This is a genomic window from Pseudoalteromonas sp. TB64 (assembly GCF_000498095.1).
Classification (GTDB): domain Bacteria; phylum Pseudomonadota; class Gammaproteobacteria; order Enterobacterales; family Alteromonadaceae; genus Pseudoalteromonas.
The window spans coordinates 1-13,129 of record NZ_AUTQ01000054.1; the positions used below are offsets into that span (position 1 = coordinate 1).

General features: G+C 35.1%; 12 protein-coding genes and 1 pseudogene. 3 read left to right on the forward strand and 10 right to left on the reverse strand.

Going from position 1 to position 13,129, the window contains the following annotated elements:
* Positions 1-228, forward strand: a pseudogene (locus L647_RS0101825) (IS110 family transposase); the annotation flags it as partial.
* Positions 229-546: 318 nt separating this feature from the next.
* On the opposite strand, the gene L647_RS1000000125730 reads toward L647_RS0101825, so the two are convergent.
* The 6 genes from L647_RS1000000125730 to L647_RS0101860 form a co-directional block, all read right to left on the reverse strand.
* Positions 547-825 carry a hypothetical protein gene (locus tag L647_RS1000000125730; RefSeq protein WP_139015418.1) on the reverse strand — a complete coding sequence of 93 codons (279 nt, stop codon included), beginning with the start codon at positions 823-825 and terminating at the stop codon, positions 547-549.
* 1,019 nt (positions 826-1,844) lie between these two features.
* The gene (locus L647_RS0101840) at positions 1,845-2,792 is read right to left on the reverse strand and encodes a hypothetical protein (RefSeq protein WP_024609685.1); all 948 of its coding nucleotides are present in this window, start codon (positions 2,790-2,792) and stop codon (positions 1,845-1,847) included.
* A gap of 6 nt (positions 2,793-2,798) precedes the next feature.
* Positions 2,799-3,920: a DUF3696 domain-containing protein gene (locus L647_RS0101845; protein ID WP_024609686.1), complete on the reverse strand. Its 1,122-nt coding sequence runs from the start codon at positions 3,918-3,920 to the stop codon at positions 2,799-2,801.
* Complete coding sequence (locus L647_RS0101850) at positions 3,920-5,098, reverse strand: DUF262 domain-containing protein (RefSeq protein WP_024609687.1); 1,179 nt, start codon at positions 5,096-5,098, stop codon at positions 3,920-3,922. The genes L647_RS0101845 and L647_RS0101850 overlap by 1 nt, the downstream gene beginning before the upstream one ends.
* Positions 5,099-5,353: 255 nt before the next feature.
* The gene (locus L647_RS0101855; protein WP_024609688.1) at positions 5,354-5,605 is read right to left on the reverse strand and encodes a Rho-binding antiterminator; all 252 of its coding nucleotides are present in this window, start codon (positions 5,603-5,605) and stop codon (positions 5,354-5,356) included.
* A gap of 16 nt (positions 5,606-5,621) precedes the next feature.
* Complete coding sequence (locus L647_RS0101860; protein ID WP_024609689.1) at positions 5,622-6,461, reverse strand: DUF417 family protein; 840 nt, start codon at positions 6,459-6,461, stop codon at positions 5,622-5,624.
* Positions 6,462-6,772: 311 nt separating this feature from the next.
* On the opposite strand from L647_RS0101860, the gene L647_RS0101865 reads away from it, so the two are divergent.
* On the forward strand, positions 6,773-8,239 hold the full coding sequence (locus tag L647_RS0101865) for a DASS family sodium-coupled anion symporter (protein ID WP_024609690.1): 1,467 nt from the start codon (positions 6,773-6,775) through the stop codon (positions 8,237-8,239).
* 65 nt (positions 8,240-8,304) lie between these two features.
* On the opposite strand, the gene L647_RS0101870 is transcribed toward L647_RS0101865, so the two are convergent.
* A complete protein-coding gene (locus tag L647_RS0101870) occupies positions 8,305-8,940 on the reverse strand; it encodes a trimeric intracellular cation channel family protein (protein WP_024609691.1) in 636 nt (211 codons plus the stop codon).
* Between the two features lie 376 nt (positions 8,941-9,316).
* On the opposite strand from L647_RS0101870, the gene L647_RS0101875 reads away from it, so the two are divergent.
* A complete protein-coding gene (locus L647_RS0101875) occupies positions 9,317-10,474 on the forward strand; it encodes a hypothetical protein (protein ID WP_029880352.1) in 1,158 nt (385 codons plus the stop codon).
* Between the two features lie 146 nt (positions 10,475-10,620).
* Here L647_RS0101875 and L647_RS01000000123465 read toward each other — a convergent pair whose 3' ends face one another.
* From L647_RS01000000123465 to L647_RS0101890, 3 genes are read right to left on the reverse strand one after another with little or no spacing between them, the layout of a single operon-like run.
* Positions 10,621-11,124, reverse strand: a complete 504-nt coding sequence (locus L647_RS01000000123465; protein WP_024609693.1) for a hypothetical protein — start codon at positions 11,122-11,124, stop codon at positions 10,621-10,623.
* Between the two features lie 33 nt (positions 11,125-11,157).
* Entirely contained in the window at positions 11,158-11,622 is a 465-nt protein-coding gene (locus L647_RS0101885; protein ID WP_024609694.1) for a hypothetical protein, read from the reverse strand.
* Between the two features lie 49 nt (positions 11,623-11,671).
* Positions 11,672-12,271 (reverse strand): RDD family protein, encoded by a 600-nt coding sequence (locus L647_RS0101890; RefSeq protein ID WP_024609695.1) that lies wholly within the window; start codon positions 12,269-12,271, stop codon positions 11,672-11,674.
* Positions 12,272-13,129: the final 858 nt, after the last annotated feature.

Consider the following 13,129-nt stretch of genomic DNA (forward strand, 5'->3'; position numbering starts at 1 on the left):
GAATGGGCAGGCTTTTCTATTCGTTATTCGTTTTGGGCTAAAGCGTATTATGAGCAACAAAAAGCCAAGGGTAAGCCGCATAACAGCATTATTAGATCACTGGCATTTAAATGGATAAGGATTGTATTTAGGTGTTGGAAAACGAATACACCCTACGATGAATCGACGTATTTAGCGCCCTTAAAACGCAGAGGTTCACCACTTTTAAAATTTGCAATTAATAGCTAAATTTTACTAGTCGTCCACCTCAGGGCGTGTTGTTAGGTTTTCTGTTAAACCAAATAGCCGATAGTTATTTCTTTTAAAATAGTACATCAATTAGATAGTTACACATAATAAGTAAAATTATGGTCATAGAGATAAATGAACCTATTAAGGTATAACTACCAAACATAAATTCATTCTGGTCATAATGCACAGTATTGTCTCCATCAGAGAAAATCTTACTAGCAAGACCAGCATATATAGTAAGGAACATTACCCCAATGATAGTTAGTCCAATCTTTTTAATCATGCACCAATCTTCCCTGAAAACATAGCAGCTTATTAGGCTCCATACTGCTTACTCAGGTACTCAAAATATTGTTTTTCAGTATTCGTTGGCTTAAATAGGCTACTAGTTAGTATTGAGTACATCACACTAAATGTTTCATTTAGACGATCAGTAGTAAATACAATCCAGTCAGTGCCAAACTTGTCGTCAGACGGTTGTAAGTGGACCCTGTTTCTGAGTATTCTTAGTGTTTCGAGTCTTTCATACATCAGTGTTCTGGAGCCAAATATCGAATGGGATTTAGCAGATTTAATCATTGCGTCGAAAGTCATATGTTTTAGCTGCTTTTTGGATAGCTTTGAATATATGGTTGTGTCGATCCTGACAAACTCACCATCAAGCTTCTTTTGATTCCCTTTGAACAGGGCTTTTTGACTCCACTCTGTATTAGAATGGACGTCCTTAATGATCAAGGAGTAATGAAGCAATGATTCGATAATACTGCAGCTAACAAGGATGATAGTTTTTATTGTCTGAGTGTAAATAACCGAACTGAGTTTAATATCAAGAATTATCCGATATTGAAACTGAAGGTATTGCAAGTTGTAAGCGAGGTCTTTCTTCAATGTATATGAGTTTTTGTATGCATGACCAGATTCTATATACTTTGCCATATAGGCTTCAAGTTTTGAGATTGGAACAGGATACCAAGCTCCATGCTCTTCGTCAGTCCTAATTAATTTGCTCATTACTTTCCCTGTAGCCTAACGAGCCTGTAGATTAACTCGTTTTTTATTTATTTTTATTGATAAACAAACCATAGCTGAGTTCCTATTTTGGTTCAATTGATTACTGTATTTTTACGCAGAATATAGAAGTGTTTGATATTGTTTTAATTGGCGTTTTGGAAGGGATTACGGGTGTTTGAGTGGCTTTTATTTAGAGTAAGATGGCTTACCCTTCTTAATGCATCGTGTTTTGCAGCTTTTCTATATTATGAACAAGGCAATACAGTTGCCGCACAATAAAGTAAAGGCATTCACTTTTGTTTAACCTCGTAAAGTCAATTTATTCACGCCTTTATTTACCGTAATATTCCGTATTTAATTTGAAGCAGATTCTATACAGCCGAGTCGTTTACCATTCTTTAATAAAAATTGTTGCCGCCTATCGCGCTATCTCTTTTTACTTTCATCTTGTCAATGTAGTTCAGCTTTTTACGTGATGCAATTTCACACATTTAACCTAACCTACTGCTATTATTGATAATTTACGTAAAAATCAGAATGGATTTCATCCTAATTTTTCATTCGAAGGGTAATTGATTTTTTAGTACATATAAAAATACGATTCAATATTTAACTGTTGATAAATGAAGACCGAAATAACCAATTGATACTGTTTTTGAATGATAGTCCGCCAATATATGCATTCTCTTTCCATTTTGAAAGTTTTTAACGTGTAATTCAAAAAGTGAGTCACCTAAGAAAGGATGTTTAAACCACCTCTTTCGGGCATGTTTTGCACATTTCATTGTTTCTACACTTTCAAATGACATATTCAATTCTGAATTTTCAATTAAATCTTCAAGGCAATTAGATTGCTTTATAGCAAGATCGAGTTGATCCAGAGCATATATAATTTTTTTAAAATCAATTGTGGTGATTGAAATAGCTGTTAAATTTTTTAATGCTGACGTACAAAAAATAATATTTGGGTACTCTTTATTATCCTTGATGTCTAATGTTTTGAGATAATCCTTATTCGATTTTTTAGTTTCTATGATTTTATGTAAAAAAATATCGATTTGCTCAAGTGAGAATATGTTATCAACGGTTGTACTCTCAATTTTTATTGAGCCATCATCGTCCCAATGTTTTAAAACATCAATTGAATTTGATTTCCAATGTATACTTGATGCAAAACTAACACAGTAAGAATTTAAGATAGAAGCAACTCCCAATGCAGTCACTTCAATATCTTGATCACTTTTAAGCGAAAATATAATATCTTCAATTGGGTTATTATTAACAATAAGAGGACACGGTACATTAGCAACAACACTTTTAATTAGTCTACTGCTTTCAATATCATCTATTTGATTTAGCCACTTACCAAATTCAAATCCTTCTGCATAAATATAAGAGTTCCACCCACCCAGTTTTTCATCTACTTTATTGAAATTTACATTTTTCTCATTAATATAGAATATGATTTCAAAAAAAGTATCGATGTTATTTAAGCAATCTTCATTACTTAAAAATGGTAATGAGGCATCATTAAAAATAAGACTATTCACGTTTTATTAATTACCAATAATTAAAGAGTTTAGGCTTTTATCCCATTCGTCAAAGAAACCTGGTGGCCAATGACTAATCCTACCTGATGGCTCTACTCTAATTTCTTCGACTCTAGCACTATGCTCAGAACTATTCTCATCACGGTAAAGATAATAAATACACACATTATCTGATTCAATACAATTATTTTTGACCGATGTCCTGATACCATTTAAAAAGTGGTCGCTATGAGTTTCAACCAGCACCTGCACTCCATTTTGAGACGCTAAAGCAATTAACTTTGCAATTGTCGACTGCCCTGATGGGTGTAAATGAGATTCAGGATTCTCTATTAATAACATATCACCAGGCTTTGAGCTTAAAATAGCTGTCACTACAGGTAAAACATAAGTTAAACCAAATCCAGTGTTTTGGGGTGAAAATTGAGAGGTTAATTCGGTGTCTGTTTCAAATTGATAGTGTAAGCTAGCTTGATTAATCTCAGGTATTAATTTTGCGATAACTTTAGTACCGGGTGTAATCTCAGACATCCATGCATTCAAACTGCCAATTAAGTTATCGGAAATAGAGTTCTGATGCATTAAAGCGTTAATTGAGACTTTCTCATCGCCATGTTCAGCTAAGAAATGCGCAGTATATTCACCGGTTTTTCCAAGCGAACGTTTCTTATTAACAGCATACTCAGAAACAGAATAAATGCTTTTAGGACTAATTCTTTCTGCAGATAAATACTGAAATGATGAAGTAAATAACGCCTGTTCGAAAACATTAGGACTTAACAAGCTATTTTTTTCATCCAATGGCTGCATATCAGAATTTTCAAAATATAAAAATCTGGATTTAAGAGTTGTATTATTAGACCAGTATAATTCAATATCTACAAACTCATCCTCACCATCACTAAAAAGCAAATCCTTTCCATTACCAATACTTGCGTAATCACCGGCTAAGGACAAACCTGTACTGGGGAAAATATGTTTTTCAAACGACTGGCGAAGTAGCAATAATGATTGAAGAGCCGAAGATTTCCCCATACCATTTAAACCTGTAAACAAGGTAAGATTTTCTAAATCAAAAGTAGCTTCTTTTATTGATTTGAAGTTACATAAGCTTAGACGTTCTAACATTAAAAAATCCTCTTTGAATACTTTTCGATAATGTTTCTCATACCTTCAAATCGAGATTGAACATTATCAGTATTAGCTGTTGAAATTGTAATTGCTGTTAAGAATTGAGGCTCAAGTAACAAGCTTTTAAACTCTTGCTTAAAATGCATACTATTTGATTTGAGAATAGCTCTCTCTTCAAAATTAAGAGTCGCTAAATTCACGGATACTGTTTCAAATAATGGTTTATTAACGACTCGATTTTGATATGATTCTGCGAATGTTCTTCTGAACGCATCTCGACCAAATAAGTCATATGCATCTTCCATTGAATCTAAAAAGCTAGACTTTAACCTTATTATTTCAGTTTCACTCAGCTCGCCTAACTTGATCATGGCTGAATCTAAAAATTTGGGGAGTGAAGATTTATACGTGGATATATCAAACATTCTAAAAGCCATGTGCCTCAGCACCAGCTCTTGATGAGACATCCTCTTACTTTTGTTACCTATGACGTTTTTAAATGAATTTTCTTGAACAATTTCAGTTAAAAATTTAGAAGCAATACCCTTCTTAACTGATTGGCTCATAGCATGTCTAATTTCTTGATGGTTTAACTTTAACCCGCCTGTGTTAATTCGATTAAATAGCGAATATTTCATCACTAATGGAGTCCCTGGTTTTATTAGATAAACCGATGTTTGAAATTCATCAATTCTTCTTTTTAAAGATCGTGGTAAATCGTCATAATAAAAACCTTCGTACTCATTGAGGAATTCTAAATTAGTTAAGGCTAATTTTTTAGTTTTTACAAAGTTAACTATCGCGGATAACCTCTGTAGACCATCAACAACTTGCCAACGGTCTTCATTTAAGGCATCAAAATAAAAAGCAGGGATCGGTAGTCGAATTAAAATAGACTCAATTAAACGGCTTTGAGCTTGCTTACTCCACAAATCTGGAGATCGTTGAAAGTCAGGCATTAAATCTATTTCGTCGTATTTAAGCCTTTCAATGATTGCGCCTAAATTAGGATTAGATATAGATACATCAACTTTCTTTGGGTCAAATGGCTCTGTCTGATCAAATACCTCTTCAGATTCACCTAAGTCTTCATCCTCGAGATCTATGGAATTCTGTTCATCCAAGTCTATTGAGTTATTAAAAGAATCAAGAGATGTAACTTTTTTATCAGCCATAACTGTATCTAATCCACTTTAAATTTAAGGTATTATATTCATTGATAGTTTTTAATAATATCATAACTTGAGGCAAGTTAATTAAACAAATATATGCTTGACTGTGGCTTAAGAAAGACACGTTGAAACAAGTTTTGACCTAAAACGTACTGGCTGTGGAGTAAGCCTCAACTTCCGCATAGAAATAGTGCTGCGAGCCGATTAATACANCAGGCTCGCTGAGATGTTTATGATAAAAACGAATGAGTGAGGTGCTTACTTCACTTCAAAACTCACTTCACTAAAGTATGGGTTTTTCTCACGCGCTTTAAGTACGCTAATTGTAGTAAGCACAATGTGTTGCAGCTCGCCACTGACATTGATAACAATGCATTCATCTCTATTAGCATTGCGCTTAGTGTCGGTAGCTACGCCACATACACCATCGCCATTTTTTAATTTAAGCTCAATGCTTAAATGGTGCATACAGGCAATTTCGATGTAGTCGTATTGGTTGCAACTGATCATAAAATCCCTCTTTATATTATTTAGCCGGTTTAAAAATCATTAAAAAAGCAATAACAACAAGGTTGGCTATATACCAAAGATCTTTAATTACAAACTGCCCTAGGCGTTCCAGTAAAGTGGAAGAACTAAATGCACCGGTTGCGGTAAATAAGAATGTTTGGGTCATCATAAATACGCTTAAACACGCTAAGCCACTTACAATAATTAGTTTTTTATTATTTAAAAATAGCCCTAAACCCAATAACACAGCAAATAATACATCAAACCCGCCAATTACGTTAGATGCGCCTTGTACGCTAAATAACGTGTATAACCACGACATAAACGGTGAGGTTTCTACTAAACTTACAATACCTTTTGCTTCAAACTCGTAAAACTTCATGCCGCCAATCCACAATAAAACCATGGCAACCGGTATAAAGTTTAAAAGTACGTGTTGTTTGTCGGTAAGTTTGTCTTTATAAAATAAAAACAAATACAAAGGCACTACAGCAAAGTATTTAATTATGCCCTGCCCACTACCAATGATTGGAAAGCCACCAAGTTGCGCCATCCAGCGGTTACTGGCAAACAAGGTAAGTAATGCAACTAAACTTATAATTGCTGCAAGTAAAAGTGCTGGTGTAGGTTTCATTAATTTAAGGCGAGCGAGCACAGTGGCGAATGCTAAAGCAACCATAAATGAGCCACTAATTAAACCTAACGCAGATACAGACATTAGCGAATCAACGCCATAAAAACTAAACGTAGCCGTTAACGTATTAGGGTTAGCCCCTAATGCAAACGATAAGCCAAGTAACAAAAAGCTACTCGCTAATAAAAAAGTAATCACGTTGTTGGTTAATTTTAAGTTCATTGTATTTCCATGTATTCGTTAAGACCTACAAAGACCTTGAAGATATATAAAATAATTCAAATTAAGTAATTAAAATTAATAATTTACTATAAAGCTCAATTAGTTAAACAAAAAGTAAATGCTTGTTCATTAATTTAACTATTTATTTTCAACTTACGAGTTTTATTACTTTATTTATAAAATGATTTAAAACTGCTCTTCTTAGTTATTCATATGATGTGTATCATCTTTTTTATTATTAAATGAAGTAAGATGGAATTATTTCTTCGGTATTTAGAAGACGTGTATTTCTAAAATTTAAGGACGCATTAATGAAAGGTACTGATATTAAGGTTACCTCTGGGTTAATCTCAATAGTAATTGTTTTATTACTTTGGTTTGCTGTACCGCCTCCACAAGGTGTAACCGAAAATGCATGGCATTTATTAGCCTTATTTGTTGGTACTGTAGTTGCCATTATTGGTAAAGCGATGCCTATTGGCGCTATTGCTATTTTAGCTATTACTTCTGTTGCGTTAACGGGCGTAACAAATGATAGCCCGTCTGGTGCGATTAAAGATGCTTTAAGTGGCTTTTCTAATTCATTAATTTGGTTGATTGGTATTGCTATTATTATCTCTCGTGGTTTAGCTAAAACCGGTTTGGGAAATCGTATTGGCTATAACTTTATTTCGTTATTTGGTAAAAAAACAATTGGTATTGGTTACGCACTCGCGCTTTCTGAGCTGGTTATTGCACCTGTAACCCCTAGTAACACCGCGCGAGGCGGCGCTATTATTCACCCAATAATGAAGTCTATAGCAACAAGCTTTGGTTCATCGCCTGAGGAAGGCACATCTCGTAAAATTGGGCATTATCTTGCTTTAGTGAGTTATCACATAAACCCTATTACATCTGCTATGTTTATTACAGCCACTGCGCCAAACCCTTTAATTGTAAAGCTTATAGCCGATGCTACCGGTGCTAATATTAGCATTACATGGGGTACGTGGGCGCTTGCTGCTCTTTTACCAGGATTAGTGTGTATTGCGCTTGTACCTTTGGTTGTATATGCCATTTACCCTCCTGAAGTTAAAAGTACACCCGATGCTAAAACCTATGCAGAATCAAAATTAACCGAAATGGGCCCTATGACCTACGGTGAAAAGGTCATGATTGGCGTTTTTTCTATGTTGCTTGTGTTATGGGCTGGTGTGCCTGCAATGATATTAGGGGCTGACTACGCAGTTAACACTACCGCAGTGGCATTTTTAGGTTTGTCGGTTTTATTAGTTACTGGCGTATTAAGCTGGGACGATGTACTTAAAGAAAAGTCTGCGTGGGATACCGTAGTGTGGTTTTCAGCATTAGTCATGATGGCTACTTTTTTAAATAAATTAGGCTTGGTATCTTGGTTTTCAATACTTGTTGAGAGCAACATTGACCAACTAGGGTTTGATTGGATTGTATCGGCAATTATATTAGTAGCGGTGTATTTTTACGCTCATTACTTTTTTGCTAGTACCACTGCCCATATTACTGCAATGTTTGCCGCGTTTTACGCAGCTGGCTTAGCACTTGGTGCACCTCCTTTGTTTCTTGGTTTACTTTTAGCTGGGGCTTCTTCACTCATGATGTCGTTAACGCATTATGCCACGGGTACTTCACCCATTGTTTTTGGTTCGGGTTATGTATCGATGGAAAACTGGTGGGTAATGGGCTTTATTATGAGTATTATTAATTTAAGTGTTTGGGGTATTGTTGGCGGGCTTTGGTGGAAAGCACTTGGGTATTGGTAGCTTTTAGCAATGAATAGCCCACATATATTTATAAACATATGTGGGCTAAAACAGGTAACGTAGCGTTACCTGTTTTCGTTGCTTAACTTCTTTTTCTTAAATATTTGTAGGCGCCAACCCCAATGCAACGATCCAAGTCGTAAAAATAGGGTAGTAATGAGCGAGCCCACAATACACCAAAGGTAATGCACCTCTAACAAAAACAACGCAGCATACACTAAGCCACCAGCTACACATGCCGCTGCATAAGGTTCGTCACGCATTACAGAGGGAACTTCTCTGCATATAACGTCCCTTATTAATCCACCAAATATACCGGTTGTAGTACCCATTGTTATAGCGACTATCATTCCGGCGCCACCCAGCAACGATTTTTCAATACCAACAATATTAAATATTGCCATACCAATTGCATCGACCAGTAAAAAATAGTAATTATTTACATGCGGCAAGTAACGAATAAATAATATCGCAACAATTATTGCAGCATAGGTTGTGTATAAATAGTCTGGTCCTTCTACCCAAAATACAGGCTTATTTAAAAGTAAGTCTCTGAGCGTACCACCGCCCAAAGCAGTGACCGAGCCAACAACCACTACACCAAAGCCACCAATGTTTTTTTCATACCCGAGTAACGTACCTGCAACTGCAAAAAAGGCGACACCCATTAAGTTTAATATATGAAAATATTCATCTGTCATCATAATTCCTTTTTTTAATGTATACGCCGTTGTTTCAACTTACATGCCAAAAAATAAAAATGAAGCTAACAAATAAACAACTTAAAAATCAGTAGATTAAAGTTTAAAAGTACTCTTTAAGTAAAAGGCTTTTAGTCTCTGGCAAGGTAATAAAAGAAATTATTATATTTAAGTGTAGTTTTTACACATTTATTAGATTGATAGCTTTATTAGATTTAAACATTGAATTGTACGCTCATTAAACACCATCCTATTTACTTATTGTTTAAATTTAACTACTCCTTTAACATTAATATTGAATTAACTAAAATAGGTACTAGCAATAATGGGAAATCTAATAAAATGCTTTTTATTACTGTCAATTACGGCAGTTAGCATGCTCGGTTGCAAGAATACACTGGCAAAAGAAACTGCCAATAATGCTAAATACAGCAATAATAATGCAAGCTGGTTAGCTGGCTCTTGGGGTGTTACTCAAAGAATTGATGGTGGTTATAAATTAGATAAAACAGTTAATACATCTGATTGGGTTGCAGGAGCAAAGGAGATAGTTAAAAACTTACCATCGGTAGGTCATGTTATTACATCATTTACTCACCCTGCTCATGCCTATCTTTTTACTCTGCGAGATAACAACAACCTTGATGTAGCGGCTATTCATCCCGATATGGTGCCTTCAATCGAAAACGAACACATTATTTTTGACGTGATTAAAGAGTATCGTCTCGCTGGTAAAAAAGTCATCTTATACTTAAATGCCGCAGGACCTTCTATGATAACCGACACCGATCCTGATAACGAAATAGCAATTAAAAAGGCGTGGGAAAGTTATTACAATTCACAATGGGATGGCGATGAAGGCGCCGCTTGGCGTGATTTAGTTTTAGGTTATGCGCAGCGATTTAATGGGTTAGTTGATGGTTATTGGTTAGATAATGTGAATAAGTTACCTGGTGAGGTATCAGATTTTGTAGCCATGTTACGCAGTGTTGACCCAACACTTGCAATTACCGTAAATAAAACCAAAACCTATTTTAAAAATGAAAATGGTGATTTTATGTATGTTGATAGCGATGGCATTGATGACGAAGATGAAAGAGATTATAAAATAATAAAGTATGCAGCTACCAATGAATTCGAAGACTTTACCAGTGGCCATATTACGCCGTTAGACCGAGGCGCTCCACCTAATTCTTGGGCTTACGATGAATATACAATTCCTGATATGGTCAGCGCACCTTGGGATAACTACAAAGGCAAAAAAGACGTACTTAAACATGCGTGGTTCCCTATAAGAGCACGATGGAGCGTAGCAAAAACTGACCTTGTATTTGAGATAGAGCAAGCTTACCGCTTCACACAAAAACTGACTAATGCTGGCGCAGCAATGACGTGGTCTACAACTCAAGTAAATGGGTATATGAGCACTGATGAAATGGAAATAATGCTCGAGATAGAAAACAGAATAAACAAAAACCAAGATTATGAAGCTTACGAAAGACCTAATGGCGCGTCTTTACTTATAAGTAACTAACGCGCTTATATTGCGAAGTTAAATTTACAACAATGTTTGGTTTTTAAAGAATGCAGCGCCCTTATTTACAGGGGCTATTTAATCTTATGTTACCTACAGGGATGTAGGACAACATGTGTGTCACAAAAAATACCTTAACAAAAATATCACTCTTCTTTTGGGCACTTGTTCACACTTTTAGGTAATTCAGTATTGTTTAACCCAACATTCACGCCACAGTAAAATACATACTTTGAACAGTGATAATTTTCATCAACAATCTTGAGGCCTTTGTCTGTAAATAAAATTTCTAGATTACAGCTAGTATCATATTCGGGCTCTAATTGTGTAAATACCAACTTACCGTCTTTTAATGTTAGCGGTAACGGTTCACTATCGCCTTCTATCGGGGCTGTTATGTGACATACATGAAAGTTTCCGCCCCATAAAAGACCTTGTGCAAAATATTGATGCTCTTTTTTAAAAATATTGATATAGCTTGTTTTTAACTCTGAGCTTTTATCACGCAAAGCGCCTTCTTCGTCCCTCATTGGAACGGCACTATCAATGTCATCTGTTATTGAATAGCAGCCTTCGTATGGCTCTGCGCTTAAAGTACTGCTAAAAATGACTGTTATAAAAACACTTATACCTAAAATATTTTTAACCATTAAACATCCCTTGTTTTGTTCATAACCTTACTTTTAACTTTCACTAAAAAATCGTTCGCGGTCGTCAGTCATTTTTACCGGCAAGCCATTATCAACCATAAAGTAATAAAAGCGCAGATCATCAATTAAATCTGGAGCCGATATTTCAATATCTTGGTATGTTGCATTCGTAAATTTAAATCTTAGCGAATGTTCAAAGCGCTTAGTTTGGCAATACAGTACTTCTTGCAGGTCTGATATTTTTATCTTTATGCCTAGTATCTCAAACTGTCCGTCTATAATTTCAATCGCTTTAGATTGTTTTTTATTTGCCGAAAACCAATTACCAATTACACTTAATAGCCCACCCCCAAATAAAATGAGAAATTGTTTATAAATAGGTTCTTTAGTAAGAAACTCCATCCAAAACAAGAAAATAACGACTACTAATGTAGTCCACGCTAAATTATAAAATAATTTAAAGGTGGGTAATTTTTTATACCTTTTTAACGTTGTCATAAATACCTTTTAATATTTTTCAAATTAAATATTAGTTCTAATTAAACAATTATTTGTTTGTGTAGCTTACTTTTGTGCCTGCTAAATGATCATGTAAACAGCGTTTTTCATCGCCAAAAATAAAAAGAGGGTTAAAAAAACCAGCAATGAGTTCACCAATTGAAGGAACAAGAGTGAGTAACTGCATAGGCAGTAGGCGCTTAAAATAAATAGTCGTAAAACTTGCTTTAGTACCGTCTAAATTTTCGATACGAATAGACAGGCTATATTTACCAATTGTTTGCCCATAATTATACATAAGGTAACCGTGTAAAATCATGGTGGTCGCTGTACCGTAAGCAATAGAAGCAATAGCTAACCACAATGCTGGGATTTCTGAAGCGCTCATACTTACATACATAAATAACGGGATTAATGCCACTACGCTTACTATTAAATCAATAATTGCTGCTATTAATCTATCCGTTCTTGTCGCTTTTTCACCAATATCTTTAGATACACTGGCTACATTGGGGCTTTCTAATTCTTTTTGACGAATTAAATCATCGATCTCTTTGGCGCGCTCTGGATATTTCTCGCGGTCGATGCCTCTTGCCGATGAATAAAGATCATCTAACGAGTAAGTAGAAAAATCTATTTCAAATTCCATGTATACGAAGTCTCTATAATTCCTTTAAAAAACGAATTTAACACAACTAATTTAATCTATTCAATTATTTATAATTCCCAAATAAAAAGACGACTAAAAAGTAGCCTTTATAATACTTAGTACGTTATTTAAAATGGCATTGAACTAACAAATTTGCATTGCGCTCGTTTTGCCTGTCTGCGCCAAATTTGTTTTTCCAATATACGTATTCAATACCTACATCGAGCCGGCCTGTATCTAAGCCAAACATAAGAGCAATATGGTATTTTAATGCAGAGGTGAAGCTAAACCCAACTTCGCTTTTTTCCAAATAGAATGTCGGTACTGTTTGTACTGTTTGTAATGTCGGTAGTATCGTTAATATCGGTAATATCTAAAAAGCCGACAATTCAGTGCCCAAAACAGTTAATGCTAACTCTGCCTGTTGTGATTAATTAATTCGCGTGCATCGGCATTTTTTTAATGTTCATCACTCGCCTATAAAAAACATGTCCCCTTGGTCAGGTTTAACAACCCCGCAAAGCATTTTTATGAGTGTGCTTTTACTTGCACCGTTTTCACTAATAAGGCATGCACTTCTCCATGCTTTATTTTTAAGGTAATGCCGTTGTTAGTTATACAACCGGAGTGTTTTTAGCCATCCCCTGCATAGCAAGGCGGTATTTATTCATTGTGCACATCTTTTTTAGTGATTATTTACTTAATAAGCGTGCTAACAAAAACTTACTGACCGAATGGTCAACAACGGCATAATACCTGCAATACATCTACCAAGATAAAAAAGTTTTTTTCTTTACCGTGCGAAAACAACAAGAAAAAATAAACGCCAAGCTTTAAAAATCAAAGCTTTAGAAAAAT